Below are 13,050 nucleotides of genomic sequence, written 5' to 3'. Positions count from 1 at the left end.
ATGACGATCCTTGCGCACCGCGTCGACAGCCTCACCCGCGACGCCCTCGCGGTCCTCCAGCCCGGCTTCGAGGGCACCACCGCCCCCGCCTGGCTGCTGCGCCAGGTCGCCGAAGGCCTCACCGCCGTCGGCCTGTTCGGCCGCAACATCGCCTCGCCCGAGCAGCTCGCCGCGCTCACCGCCCAGCTGCGGGAGGTCCGCCAGGACGTGCTCGTCGCCATCGACGAGGAGGGCGGCGACGTCACCCGCCTGGAGGTCCGCGGCGGCTCGTCCTTCCCCGGCAACCTCGCCCTCGGCGCCGTCGACGACACCGCCCTGACCCGCGGGGTCGCCCGCGAGCTGGGCCGCCGCCTCGCCGAGTGCGGGGTCAACCTCAACTGGGCGCCGTCCGCGGACGTCAACTCCAACCCCGACAACCCGGTCATCGGCGTCCGCTCCTTCGGCGCCGACACCGCGCTCGCCGCCCGGCACACCGCCGCCTACGTCGAGGGCCTCCAGGCCGCCGGCGTCGCGGCCTGCACCAAGCACTTCCCGGGCCACGGCGACACCAACGTCGACTCGCACCACGCCCTGCCCCGCATCGACGTCGGCCTGGAGACCCTCCAGGCCCGCGAGCTGGTCCCGTTCAAGGCGGCCATCGAGGCCGGCACCAAGGCCGTGATGAGCGCCCACATCCTGGTGCCCGCACTCGACCCGACCCGGCCCGCCACCCTCAGCCCGCAGATCCTCACCGGCCTGCTGCGCAAGGAACTGCGCTACGAGGGCCTCATCGTCACCGACGGCATGGAGATGAACGCCATCGCCGGGACGTACGGCATCGAACGCGGCTCGGTGCTCGCCATCGCGGCCGGCGCCGACGCCATCTGCGTCGGCGGGGGCCTCGCCGACGAGGCGACCGTGCTGCGCCTGCGCGACGCGCTGGTCGCCGCCGTACGCGAGGGCGTCCTCCCGGAGGAGCGGCTCGCCGACGCCGCCGCCCGGGTCCGCGCCCTCGCCGACTGGACCCTCCGGTCCCGCCCGGACGCGCCGCGGGAGGGGAGCGGCGCGTCCGGCATCGGCCTGACGGCGGCCCGCCGCGCGGTGGCCGTCTCGGGGAAGGCCGCCCCGGTCACCGCCCCGTACGTCGCCACCCTCGCGCCCGTCGCGAACATCGCGGTCGGCGACGAGACCCCGTGGGGGGTGGCCGCGGAGCTGGCCGAGCTGCTCCCGGGGACCGGCTCGGGGGTCTACCCCGAGGGCTGTGCCGCCGCCGACGTGCTGGCGGACGCGGGGGAGCGCACCGTCGTGGCGGTGGTCCGCGACGCGCACCGCCACCCGTGGATGACCGCGATCCTGGACGCCCTGGTCGCGGCCAGGCCGGACACCGTGGTCGTGGAGATGGGCCTGCCGCGCGCCGAGCCGCGGGGGGCGCTGTACGTCGCCACGCACGGCGCCTCCCGCGTCTGCGGGCGGGCCGCGGCCGAGGTCATCGCCGGCCGCGCCTGAGACCGCGCGCGGGACCGGCCGCGCCCGGGACACGAGAAGGCCGGGCCCCCGTGGAGGGGGGCCCGGCCTTCTCGTTCGCCCGGTGTCCGGGGTTACAGACCCTGCCAGGACGGCTTGGCGGCGTAGGTCTGGCGGAAGTAGTCGGCCAGCTTCAGCTTGGAGGCGGCCGCCTCGTCCACGACGACGGTCGCGTGCCGGTGCAGCTGCAGCGCAGAGGCCGGCACCAGCGCGGACAGCGGGCCCTCGACGGTCTGCGCGACGGCCTCGGCCTTGCCCTCGCCGGTGGCCAGCAGGACCAGGTGGCGGGCGTCGAGGATGGTGCCTATGCCCTGGGTGATGACGTGGTGCGGCACCTGGTCGATGTCGTCGTCGAAGAAGCGCGCGTTGTCCACGCGGGTCTGCTCCGTCAGCGTCTTGATGCGGGTGCGGGAGGCCAGCGAGGAGCAGGGCTCGTTGAAGCCGATGTGCCCGTCGGTGCCGATGCCCAGCAGCTGGAGGTCCACCCCGCCGGCGGCGGCGAGGGCCGCGTCGTACGCCTCGCAGGCGGCCTGGACGTCCTCGGCGGAGCCGTCGGGGCCCATGAAGGAGGCCTCGGTCAGGCCGAGGGGCTCGACGACCTCGCGGAGCACCACGGCGCGGTAGGACTCCGGGTGCCCGGCCGGCAGGCCGACGTACTCGTCGAGCTGGCAGATCCGGGCCGCGGAGGCGTCGGCCTCGCCGGCCCGGACCTTCGCCGCGAGGGCTTCGTAGATGGGCAGCGGGGTAGAGCCGGTCGCCACGCCGAGCAGGGCGTCGGGCTTGCGGCGGAGCAGGGCGGCCATGGCCTCCGCGATGAGCTCGCCGCCTGCCGTGGCGTCCGGGACGATGACAACTTCCACGCTGGGCCTGCCGATCTGAGTGGTGTGCGGGGTTGTGGTATAGACCAATCTAGCAGAGCGGGCCCGCCCGCGGCGGACCTCCGGCACATCCATCGTCCCGCCATCCCCGGCCTCCCGCCCGGCCTGCGGTGCCGCTGCGCGGGGCTGGTCCCCTACCCGCCCTTCGCCCGTTCCCCGGGCTCCGCCCGGACCCGCGCCTCAAACTCCCCCAGCTACCGCTGGGAGGTGCCCCCAGGCGGGGCTGAAGAACCGGGGCTCCGCCCGGACCCGCGGCTCGAACTCCCCCAGCTACCGCTGGGAGGTGCCCCCAGGCGGGGCTGAAGAACCGGGGCTCCGCCCGGACCCGCGGCTCGAACTCCCCCAGCTACCGCTGGGAGGTGCCCCCAGGCGGGGCTGAAGAACCGGGGCTCCGCCCGGACCCGCGGCTCGAACTCCCCCAGCTACCGCTGGGAGGTGCCCCCAGGCGGGGCTGCATACAGCCCCGCCGGCGGGAACGGGCGAAGGGTGGGGCGGGGAGTGGCGCCGCAGGCACCCCCGCCCCGCCCCCGGGGGCTACAGCAGGGCCAGTTGCAGGCCGCCCGTGGCGGAGAGGTGCTGGCCGGTGACCCAGCGGGAGTCGGGGGAGGCCAGGAAGGCCACCACGTCCGCGACCTCCTCCGGCGTGCCCACCCGGTTGAAGACCGACCGGGACGCGGCGTGCGCCCGGGCCGCCGGGTCGGCCAGCCAGGCCGCGTTGAGGTCGGTCTCCGTGATGCCGGGGCCCACCGAGTTCACCGTGATACCGCGCGGCGCGAGCGCGGCGGCCAGGGACACCGTCAGCGCGTTCACCGCGCCCTTGGCCATGACCGTGGCCAGGATCGCCGGCAGGGCGATGTCCGGGGTGCCGGTCACGTTCACGATCCGGCCCCCGTCCGCCAGCCGCTCCAGCCCGTGCTTGATCACGAAGAACGGGGCCCGTGCGTTGAGGGCCTGCACCCGCTCGTAGGTCTCCTCGTCCGTGTCCCCGATGCCCGCGAAGGCCGCCGCCCCGGCGTTGTTCACCAGGACGTCCACCCGCGCGGTGTGCGCGGGGTGGGCCTCGTACGCGGCCCACAGCGCCTGCGCGTCGCCCGGCACCCCCAGCTCCGCCCCGAGGGCGAAGGCGCGGCCCCCGGCCGCCTCGATCGCCGCGACGGTCTCCTTCGCGGCCGCCTCGTTGTGCCCGTAGTGCACCGCGACCAGCGCCCCGTCCCGCGCCAGCCGTTCGGCGACGGCCCTGCCGATGCCCCGGCCGCCGCCCGTGACCAGTGCCGTCTTCCCCTTGAGCACGCCCATGACGCGCCCCCTCCCTGATTCGCTAACGGTCGCTACAGAAAGGGACCGTACCAGATTCCATAGCGGCCGCTATAGAATGACGCCCATGGTGACAGGACAGCGCGGCAGGCCCCGCTCCTTCGACCGGGCCGCCGCCCTCGACAAGGCGATGCTCACCTTCTGGGAGCAGGGCTACGAGACCACGTCCATCGCGGACCTGACCCGCAACCTGGGCATCGGCGCGCCCAGCCTCTACGCCGCCTTCGGCGACAAGCGCAAGCTCTTCGACGAGGTCGTGGTGGTCTACGGCAGCCGGTACGGGGACTTCGCGAGCGTGGCGCTCGCCGAGGAGCCCACCGCCGCCGCGGCCATCGGCCGCATCCTGCGCGAGGCCGCCGAGATCTACACCGACCCCGCCCACCCGCCGGGCTGCATGGTGATCAGCGCGGCCGCCAACACCACCTCGGAGGAGGTGGCCGAGGCCCTGCGCGAGCGCCGCAACGCCAACCTGGACCTGTTCGAGAGCCGCATCAGGGCCGACATCGCGAGCGGCGAGCTGCCGCCCGGTACGGACGCGCGGGCGCTGGCCCGCTTCGCCGGGGCGGTGCTCCAGGGGATGTCGCAGCAGTCGCGCGACGGGGCGAGCCGGGAGGAGCTGGAGGCCGTCGCGGAGCGGGCGCTGCTGGCCTGGCCGCGCCAGGCGACGGGCGAGGAGCCGGGTGGCGGGTAACGGGTAATGGGCGTCCGGTAACCGGAAACCGGAATCCGCGCGGGGAATTCCGCCGGGGGAAATCCGCACGAGAGGCGATTTCCTCTGGGCCACGGTGCAGGGCGGGACCCTCAACCCACCCGGCACCGTAGCCCGGAGTACTCACGGCCGTAGGGTGTGCGGTGCCCGGCGGCCGTTGGGGAGGTGAACCCGCGCGGTCAGGGCAGAACGCGCGGCCACCTCGATCCGTCCTCCTGTGCGGGGAGGGCGGAAGCGTGAAACCCAATTGTGGACTAGACCAATCTGTCCTGTCCATCCAAGTGCGGGGACTACTGACCCGTCACTTCCTCCAACAGTACGCGGAGTCTGCCCCTCCTGGATACTCCTGAGTATTCGTGGTGGGGAAAGTCATCCTCGTACCCGGGGTACGCTCGCAAGGTGCCCTCCATGAACGACCTCGTACGCCAGCACACCGCTCTCAGTGAAACCGAGCTGGAGTGGCTGCACCTGCTGGTCTCGGAGTGGCAGCTGCTCTCCGACCTCTCCTTCGCCGACCTCGTGCTCTGGGTCCCCACCCTCGACGGCACCCGCTACGTCTCCGTGGCGCAGATGCGGCCCAACACCGGCCCCACCTCCTACCAGGACGACATGGTCGGCCACCTGGTCCCGCGCGGCCGCCGCCCGCTGCTCGACGCCGCCCTCGACGAGGGCCGCATCGTGCGCGAGGGCGACCCGGAGTGGCGCGAGGAGGTGCCGGTCCGCGTCGAGTCGATCCCCGTCCGCCGAGAGGGGCGCGTCCTCGGCGTGATCGCGCGCAACACCAACCTGCTCACTGTGCGTACACCGAGCCGGCTGGAGCTGACCTACCTCCAGTCCGCCTCCGACCTCGCCCAGATGATCGCCGCCGGCGCCTTCCCCTTTCCGGGGCAGCAGGTCGACATGGACGCCTCCCCGCGCGTCGGCGACGGTCTGATCCGCCTCGACGCCGACGGCGTGGTGACGTACGCGTCCCCGAACGCGCTCTCCGCCTACCACCGCCTCGGCCTCGCAGCCGACCTCGTCGGCCAGCACCTGGGCACCACCACCGCCGAACTCGCCCCCTCCCGGGGCCCGGTGGACGAGGCCCTCGTCAAGCTCGCCAGCGGCTGGGCGCCGCGCGAGACCGAGGTCGAGGGCAACGGCGGCGTCATCCAGCTGCGCGCCATCCCGCTCAAGCCCAAGGGGACCCGCATCGGCTCCCTCGTCCTGTGCCGCGACGTCACCGAACTGCGCCGTCGCGAACGTGAACTGATCACCAAGGACGCCACCATCCGGGAGATCCACCACCGGGTGAAGAACAACCTCCAGACCGTGGCCGCCCTCTTGCGGCTCCAGGGCCGGCGCATGGATTCGCCCCAGGCGCGCGAGGCGCTCAACGAGGCGGTGCGCCGCGTCGGTTCGATCGCGATCGTGCACGAGACCCTTTCCCAGAACCTCGACGAGCGGGTCGAGTTCGACGAGATCGCCGACCGGGTGATCGCGATGGTCGCCGAGATCTCGCCCGGCCGGGTGGAGTGCCGGCGCCTCGGCCGGTTCGGGATCCTGGACGCCGAGGTCGCCACTCCGCTGTCGATGGTGCTGACCGAGATCCTCCAGAACGCCCTGGAACACGCCTTCACGCACGGGGAGGGCGGCACCGTGGAGGTGTCGGCCAGTCGCTCCGGCAGCGGCCGCACCGACTCCCGGCTGCTGATCACCGTCGTCGACGACGGCTGCGGCCTGCCCGAGGGCTTCGACCCCCAGCGGGCCGGCAACCTCGGGCTGCAGATCGTCCGGACCCTCGTGGAGGGCGAACTCGGCGGCACCTTCGACATGGTCCGGGCCGAGCCGCGCGGCACCCGGGTCGTCCTCGACGTACCCGCCAGCCCGCAGAAGTAGGACGGACGGCCGGACGGCCCGTCACCGAGAGTGACGGGCCGTCCGGCCGTACCGTGCCCGCACAGCACTGAGCCCCGGACCGGTGGTTCCCGGTCCGGGGCTCAAGAGCACGTTGCTGAGCGCTTTGTGAGGTACTACGCGCTGCGGCTCGAGGCTCGAAAGTCGATGTCAGGCGGTGGCGTTACGCGCCCGATTGCGAGCGGCGCGGCGCTTCATGGCGCGGCGCTCGTCCTCGCTGAGACCGCCCCAGACGCCGGAGTCCTGGCCGGACTCGAGCGCCCACTGCAGGCACTGCTCCATCACGGGGCAGCGGCGGCAGACGGCCTTGGCTTCCTCGATCTGCAGCAGCGCAGGACCGGTGTTGCCGATGGGGAAGAAGAGTTCCGGGTCTTCCTCGCGGCAAACGGCGTTGTGACGCCAGTCCATGGCTGCTCCATCTCCTTGTATTGCGGGCAGGTTGCTTGTGAATGTGAACGCTTTCACGAATCCCCCCGTGAGGGAAGGGCCGACGCCCAGTTGCCTGGTGCGGTCCGAAGATTCGTGGTGGGGTTCTGGCGCTCTGTGTGGGTGCCGGGTTCTGCGGGCTGTCCCGATCGCCATGTAGAGATTCGCAAACCTCGGACGGGGATACAACCCCTTCCGGAAAGTTTTTTTGGATTCGTCGGTGTCTACTAGGTCACAGCCCTAGTTCCTGGGGGTGGACTGGCGTGTAAACGTTCGACTGAAAGGACTTTGGGCCCTTCCACTCACACAATCACACGCAGTGCACGGCGTACGCCTGTGAACCGAACGCTGGTGCGCAGTCCGAGGTGATCTCCGTCCATCTGGAATGGGAGCGGAACCTTCGAATGCAAGGTGAAGTCCGTCAGATCGTGCAGAGACACCGCGTGCTTGCCGTGCGGGCCCCGCTCAGGAGTCGAGGTCAGGAGCTGTGTCGCGTACCGGGCCACGGCCGGAGTTGACAAACGGTCGAGCGCCAGTACGTCAAGTGCGGTATCGAAGGACGCCTCCGGAGAGGCGTAAAGGGGCTTGTTCCCCAGATACGTCCAGGGCGAGGTGTTGCAGACTATCGACAGCACCAGGTCCGTCACCGGATCCGCGCCGGGCTGCTCCAGCGTGATCGTGCCGTGCCGCCGGTTGGGCTCCTCCCAGAACTGGCGCATCAGCTGCCGCACGTACAGCGCGTGGGTGGACCGCTTGCCGCGCTCGCGCTGCTGCTCGACCCGTCCCACCACGCCGGCGTCGAATCCGAAGCCGGCGCAGAACGTGAACCAGCGCTCCGGCACCGACTCGTCCTCGGTCCCCGGGACGCCGGACGCCAGTCCCAGCCCGACCGTCCGCCGGCGTTTCTCCCGCAGCGCGTCCAGCAGGGCGCCCGTGGCCTCGACCGAGTCGTTCGGCAGCCCGAGCGCGCGGGCGAACACGTTCGTGGAACCGCCCGGGACCACGGCCAGCCCCGGCAGCCCCTCCGGGTCGGGCCCCTCGTGCAGCAGTCCGTTGACCACCTCGTTGACGGTGCCGTCGCCGCCGAGCGCCACCACCAGGTCGACACCCTCCCGCGCGGCCCTGCGCCCCAGGTCGCGGGCGTGCCCCCGGTACTCGGTGGTCACCGCCTCCAGCTTCATCTCGCTGGCCAGGGCGTGGGTCAGGACGTCGCGCGTGCGCGCACTGGTGGTCGTCGCTGCAGGGTTGGCCACGAGAAGAGCACGCATGGTCGCCAGAGTACCCACCCCTCCATATGCGGCCCATACCGGCCGTACCGTCCGGGTGCCCAGGCGCGCGGCTACCCTGCTGGGGTGAGCAAGAAGCCGACCCCCCAAGCCCCCGCCGCCCCCGAGCCCGCAGCGCTGCCGGGCCGGCTGACCGCCGCCGCCGCGCTGACCGCGCTGGAGGGCCTGGCCCTGGCCGGGCTCGGCGTCTACATGCTGTTCGTCGGCATCGCCGGGGACCCCGACTCCCCGCAGCAGGCCGAGACCGGCGGAATCACCCTGCTCGCCCTCGCCGCGCTCCCGCTGGTCGCGGCGCGCGGGCTGCGCCTGGGCCGCCGCTGGAGCCGCGGGCCCGCGCTGATCACCCAGCTGATGGCACTGCCGGTGGCCTGGACCCTGTGGACCACCGGCGGGGCGATGACCGCGGCCGCCGTGGCCCTGGCCCTGGCCGCGGTGGCCGTCGCCGCGCTGCTGGTGAACCCGACGGCGACCGAGGCCCTGGGCATCGGCCCGGGCGGCCGGGCCCGCTAGCGGGCCCGGCGGCCGCCGGGCCCTCTTCCGTCTGCGCCTACTCCTCGACCAGGAGCTTCTCCCGGAGCTGGGCCAGGGTGCGGGCCAGCAGCCGGGACACGTGCATCTGCGAGATGCCGACCTCCTGCGCGATCTGCGACTGGGTCATGTTGCCGAAGAAGCGCAGCAGCAGGATCCGCTTCTCCCGCGGCGGCAGTCCCTCCAGCAGTGGTTTGAGGGACTCCCGGTACTCGACGCCCTCCAGCGCCTCGTCCTCAGAGCCGAGGGTGTCCGCGACCGCCGGCGACTCGTCGTCGGTGTCCGGCACGTCCAGGGAGAGCGTGCTGTAGGCATTGGCCGACTCCAGCCCCTCCAGCACCTCCTCCTCGGAGATCCCCAGCCGCTCGGCCAGCTCGTGCACCGTCGGGGACCGGCCGTGCTGCTGGGACAGCTCCGCCGTGGCCGTGGTCAGCGAGAGCCGCAGCTCCTGCAGCCGCCGGGGCACGCGTACCGCCCAGCCCTTGTCGCGGAAGTGCCGCTTGATCTCGCCCACCACGGTGGGGGTGGCGTACGTGGAGAACTCGACCCCGCGGTCGGGGTCGAACCGGTCCACCGACTTGATCAGGCCGATGGTGGCGACCTGGGTCAGGTCGTCCAGCGGCTCGCCGCGGTTGCGGAACCGCCGCGCCAGGTGCTCGACCAGCGGCAGGTGCATCCGCACCAGCCGGTTGCGCAGCTCCGCCCGCTCGGGTGATCCCTCGGGCAGCCGGCGCAGCTCGAAGAACAGGGCCCGCGCGCCGCTGCGGTCCCGCGGATCCGGCAGCGCCACAGGCGCCTCCGGTACCTCCGGGGCCGCTGCCTCCGGGGGCTGTGGTTGGTCGTGCTGGTTCTCGCTCATAGGGCCCGCCCGTCGCTCCGCCGAGTCCAAAAAGCCGTCTTCCGCATCCGCGTCAGCCGGGTGCGGCCGGGCGTGCTGCTGCTCCGGGATGCCGCCGTCGACCTCGTGCCTCACCCGGGGCCGATCCCCGCCCCGCACCGGGATCTCCCCGCCGCTCACGCCGGGCCTGGCCCCGCGCCGCGCTGTTTGTAGAGGCTGATGCTCACTGTCTTGTTGTCCTCGACCGTCGCCTCGACCTTGCCGGCCAGGGCCGACAGGACCGTCCACGCGAACGTGTCGCGCTCCGGCGCCCGCCCGTCCGTGGTCGGGGCGGAGACGGTCACTTCCAGCGAATCGTCGATCAGCCGGAAGACGCAGCTGAGGACGGAGCCCGGCACGGCCTGCTGGAGCAGGATCGCGCAGGCCTCGTCCACCGCGATGCGGAGGTCCTCGATCTCGTCGAGGGTGAAGTCCAAACGTGCCGCGAGACCGGCCGTGGCCGTGCGCAGCACCGACAGGTAGGCACCCGCAGCCGGCAGCCGGACTTCCACGAAGTCCTGGGTCCCGGGTTCGCCTGCGATCTGGGACACCCTCACCTCCAAGGTGGTACGAGCTCTGTTCGCCGGTGACGCTATCGCGATCCGGGCGATCGTGTCGCGGCACCCCTCATGGCGCCCGCTGGGAGCGACCGGGCCGACCCCGCCATGTGCGGTGACTGATGGTAAATCCACGAGTACGCACAGTGGCTAGGGGTCTGCGGGCCCAATTCGGGGGAACCGGCGGAGGTTTGACCTACCCCGCTGCCGCGGATCGAACCTTCGGCCTTTCCCGGTCGAAGGCCGGTCCTCAGACGATGGAACCGTCGACGAAACACCAGCGCCAAGTTTCGCCCGGTTCGAAGCTCCGCATCACCGGGTGGCCGCTCTCCCGGTGGTGCGCGGTGGCGTGCCGGTGCGGGGAGGAGTCGCAGCACCCCACGAACCCGCAGCCGAGGCACATGCGCAGCTGTACCGGATGGCTGCCGAGGACTTCACATTCGGGGCAGGTCAACGCATGCGGGACCGGCTCGGGGCGCGGCAGTTCGGCAACGTGGGTGCACTCGCTCATGATGGCCAGGTTACGGCCGGGGTGCGGGCGCGACGACGGTGACGACGGATGGGGATGGATCTTCGATGGAGGTATTGCCGCTGGTGGCGCTGATCGCCGGGAGCGCCGCCGTGGCGGGTGTCGCCCGGCGCACGCCCGTACCGGCCCCGCTGCTGCTGGTCGCCGCGGGCCTGATCGCAGCCTACGTGCCGGGGGTGCCCTCGTACGCCCTCGACCCGCACATCGTGCTGCCGCTGCTGCTCCCGCCGCTGCTGCACACGGCGGCGGTGGACAGCTCGTACCTGGACCTGCGGGCCAACGTACGGCCGATCGCGCTGCTGTCGGTGGGCTACGTGCTCTTCGCCACGCTCGCCGTCGGCTACGTGGCCTACCTGCTGGTGCCGGGCCTGTCGCTGCCCGTGGCACTGGTGCTGGGCGCGGTCGTCGCGCCGCCGGACGCGGTGGCGGCGACGGCCATCGCGCGGCGGCTGGGGCTGCCGAACCGGATCACGACGATCCTGCAGGGCGAGTCCCTGGTGAACGACGCCACCGCCATCACCGCCTACAACGTGGCGCTGGCCGCGGCGATCGGCGTCAGCGCCGGCTGGGCGGGCGGGGTCGCGGAGTTCCTGCTGGCGTCGGTCGGCGGGGTCGGGGTGGGCCTGCTGCTGATGGTCCCCATCCACTGGCTGCGCAAGCGGCTGCGGGAGCCGCTACTGCAGAACACCCTGTCGCTGCTGATCCCGTTCGTGGCGTACGCGGCGGCGGAGCGGGTGCACGCGTCGGGGGTGCTGGCCGTGGTGGTCGTCGGGCTGTACCTGGGCCACCGCAACTGGCAGGTCGACTTCGCGACGCGGCTCCAGGAGGAGGCCGTGTGGAAGGTGGTCGCCTTCGTGCTGGAGTCGGTGGTCTTCGCGCTGATCGGGCTCCAGCTGCCGGTGGTCCTCAAGGGGCTGGGGGAGTACGAGGGGGTGGTCGCGGCCTGGTACGCCGTCGCGGTGTTCCTCGCGGTGGTGGCGGCGCGCTTCGTGTGGGTGTTCCCGGCGACCTTCGTGCCGAGGTGGGTGTCGGAGCGGATCCGGCACCGGGAGCCGGAGACGGACTGGAAGTCCCCGACGGTCGTCGGATGGGCCGGGATGCGCGGTGTCGTCTCGCTGGCCATCGCGTTCTCCGTGCCGATGGAGGTGCCGCACCGCAACCTGATCCTGTTCCTCACCTTCACGACCGTCATCGGCACCCTGGTCGTCCAGGGCCTGACCCTGCCGCCCCTGATCAGGGTGCTGAAGCTGCCGCCGCGGGACGTGCAGGCGGAGACCCTCGCGGAGGCGCAGGCGCAGAGCGAGGCCTCGCGGGCGGCGGAGGAGCGGCTGACGGAGCTGCTGGAGCGGCCGGAGAACGACACCCTGCCGCCGCCGCTGGCGGACCGGCTGCGGACGGTCCTGGAGCGGCGCCGCAACGCGGTCTGGGAGCGGCTGGGCGAGGTCAACCCGGTGACGGGGGAGTCGGCGGACGACGTGTACCGGCGGCTGGCCCGGGAGATGATCGCGGCCGAGCGGGAGGTCTTCGTCTCCCTGCGCGACCGCCGCCGCATCGACGACGAGATGCTCCGCGCGCTGCTGCGCCGCCTGGACCTGGAGGAGGCCGCGGCCTACCGGGAGGAGTCGGGCTGATTCCCGCCCCGGCGGGGGCTACGGGTGGCCCGTGATGACGGCGGTCAGGGTCGTGCCCCGGGGGAAGGAGCCGGCGGCGGTGAGGGCGTGCAGGGCCCAGAGGAGCTTCGCGACGTAGATCCGCTCCACCGGGAGCCCGTGCCGGGCCCCGAAGTCGGCCGCGAACGCGTCGAGGGCGGCCGGGACGCGGGCGTAGCCCCCGTGGTCGAAGCCCTCCGCCAGGGTCCAGTCGCCGGCCGGGCCGCCGAAGGCGGCCGCCTGGAGGGAACGTATCTCCGCGCCGAGGAAGCCCCCGGCCAGGACCGGTACGCCCAGGGCCCGCTGGCCGGGGGCGAGTCCGGCCGCGAGTCCGGCCAGGGTGCCGCCCGTACCGCAGGCCACCGCCACCACGTCGGACGCCCCGCGCAGCTCGCGGCCCAGTTCCGCGCAGCCCAGGAGGGCGAGGGCGTTGCTGCCGCCCTCGGGGACCACGTACGCCCCCGCGGCCCCGGCGGCGGCCAGCAGGCGGTCCCGGGTGTCCGGGTCGGCCTTGCGGCGGTACTCGGAGCGGGTGGCGAAGTGCAGCCGCATGCCGTCGGCGGCGCAGCGGGCCAGGGAGTCGTTGAGGGGGCGCCCGGCCAGCTCGTCGCCCCGGACGATGCCGACCGTCTCCAGGCCGAGCAGCCGGCCGGCGGCCGCGGTGGCCCGGAGGTGGTTGGAGTAGGCGCCGCCGAAGGTGGCGAGCCGGTCGTGGCCCGTTTCCAGCGCTGCCCGGAGGTTCGGCGCGAGCTTGCGCCATTTGTTGCCGGGCAGCTCCGGGTGGACCAGGTCGTCCCGCTTGAGCAGGAGCCGTACCCCGTACGCGGCGAAGCGTTCGTCGGCCGCCTCGACGAGGGGGGACGGCGGGCGGGGGCGCAGTTCGGGGTGGGTCACCCGT

At 72.9% G+C, this 13,050-nt stretch carries 13 protein-coding genes; 5 read left to right on the top strand and 8 right to left on the bottom strand.

Going from position 1 to position 13,050, the window contains the following annotated elements; translation table 11 throughout:
• Nucleotides 1-1,485, top strand: coding sequence for a glycoside hydrolase family 3 protein (locus tag ABD973_RS10030; protein WP_125822458.1), 1,485 nt, complete (start codon nucleotides 1-3; stop codon nucleotides 1,483-1,485).
• A gap of 92 nt (nucleotides 1,486-1,577) precedes the next feature.
• Here ABD973_RS10030 and nagB read toward each other — a convergent pair whose 3' ends face one another.
• The gene (gene nagB / locus ABD973_RS10025) at nucleotides 1,578-2,363 is read right to left on the bottom strand and encodes a glucosamine-6-phosphate deaminase (protein ID WP_125594275.1); all 786 of its coding nucleotides are present in this window, start codon (nucleotides 2,361-2,363) and stop codon (nucleotides 1,578-1,580) included.
• Between the two features lie 552 nt (nucleotides 2,364-2,915).
• Entirely contained in the window at nucleotides 2,916-3,677 is a 762-nt protein-coding gene (locus ABD973_RS10020; protein WP_125822459.1) for an SDR family oxidoreductase, read from the bottom strand.
• Nucleotides 3,678-3,762: 85 nt separating this feature from the next.
• On the opposite strand from ABD973_RS10020, the gene ABD973_RS10015 reads away from it, so the two are divergent.
• The gene (locus ABD973_RS10015; protein WP_164720956.1) at nucleotides 3,763-4,386 is read left to right on the top strand and encodes a TetR/AcrR family transcriptional regulator; all 624 of its coding nucleotides are present in this window, start codon (nucleotides 3,763-3,765) and stop codon (nucleotides 4,384-4,386) included.
• Nucleotides 4,387-4,812: 426 nt separating this feature from the next.
• A complete protein-coding gene (locus tag ABD973_RS10010; protein WP_125594272.1) occupies nucleotides 4,813-6,282 on the top strand; it encodes a sensor histidine kinase in 1,470 nt (489 codons plus the stop codon).
• A gap of 168 nt (nucleotides 6,283-6,450) precedes the next feature.
• Here ABD973_RS10010 and ABD973_RS10005 read toward each other — a convergent pair whose 3' ends face one another.
• Together ABD973_RS10005 and ABD973_RS10000 are read right to left on the bottom strand one after the other, a co-directional pair.
• Nucleotides 6,451-6,708, bottom strand: coding sequence for a WhiB family transcriptional regulator (locus ABD973_RS10005; protein ID WP_004937597.1), 258 nt, complete (start codon nucleotides 6,706-6,708; stop codon nucleotides 6,451-6,453).
• Between the two features lie 320 nt (nucleotides 6,709-7,028).
• A complete protein-coding gene (locus ABD973_RS10000) occupies nucleotides 7,029-7,994 on the bottom strand; it encodes a diacylglycerol/lipid kinase family protein (protein WP_125594271.1) in 966 nt (321 codons plus the stop codon).
• An 84-nt stretch (nucleotides 7,995-8,078) separates the two neighbouring features.
• Here ABD973_RS10000 and ABD973_RS09995 point away from each other — a divergent pair, with 84 nt between their 5' ends.
• Entirely contained in the window at nucleotides 8,079-8,522 is a 444-nt protein-coding gene (locus ABD973_RS09995) for a hypothetical protein (RefSeq protein ID WP_125822461.1), read from the top strand.
• A gap of 37 nt (nucleotides 8,523-8,559) precedes the next feature.
• On the opposite strand, the gene ABD973_RS09990 is transcribed toward ABD973_RS09995, so the two are convergent.
• The 3 genes from ABD973_RS09990 to ABD973_RS09980 all read right to left on the bottom strand — a co-directional run bounded on the left by ABD973_RS09990 (nucleotide 8,560) and on the right by ABD973_RS09980 (nucleotide 10,485).
• Entirely contained in the window at nucleotides 8,560-9,537 is a 978-nt protein-coding gene (locus tag ABD973_RS09990; protein WP_386382351.1) for an RNA polymerase sigma factor SigF, read from the bottom strand.
• 17 nt (nucleotides 9,538-9,554) lie between these two features.
• Nucleotides 9,555-9,968, bottom strand: coding sequence for an ATP-binding protein (locus ABD973_RS09985; protein ID WP_007266463.1), 414 nt, complete (start codon nucleotides 9,966-9,968; stop codon nucleotides 9,555-9,557).
• Nucleotides 9,969-10,224: 256 nt separating this feature from the next.
• Entirely contained in the window at nucleotides 10,225-10,485 is a 261-nt protein-coding gene (locus ABD973_RS09980) for a UBP-type zinc finger domain-containing protein (protein ID WP_125604345.1), read from the bottom strand.
• A gap of 65 nt (nucleotides 10,486-10,550) precedes the next feature.
• Between ABD973_RS09980 and ABD973_RS09975 the strand changes: the two genes are divergently transcribed.
• Nucleotides 10,551-12,134: a Na+/H+ antiporter gene (locus tag ABD973_RS09975; RefSeq protein WP_125604347.1), complete on the top strand. Its 1,584-nt coding sequence runs from the start codon at nucleotides 10,551-10,553 to the stop codon at nucleotides 12,132-12,134.
• Between the two features lie 18 nt (nucleotides 12,135-12,152).
• Here ABD973_RS09975 and ABD973_RS09970 read toward each other — a convergent pair whose 3' ends face one another.
• Nucleotides 12,153-13,046 carry a 1-aminocyclopropane-1-carboxylate deaminase/D-cysteine desulfhydrase gene (locus ABD973_RS09970; protein WP_125822463.1) on the bottom strand — a complete coding sequence of 298 codons (894 nt, stop codon included), beginning with the start codon at nucleotides 13,044-13,046 and terminating at the stop codon, nucleotides 12,153-12,155.
• Between the last annotated feature and the right edge of the window lie 4 nt (nucleotides 13,047-13,050).

The sequence above is a fragment of the Streptomyces racemochromogenes genome (assembly GCF_039535215.1).
GTDB classification, from domain to species: domain Bacteria; phylum Actinomycetota; class Actinomycetes; order Streptomycetales; family Streptomycetaceae; genus Streptomyces; species Streptomyces racemochromogenes.
Note: the sequence above shows the minus strand (reverse complement) of the source record. Positions and strands in the feature narration are given on the sequence as shown.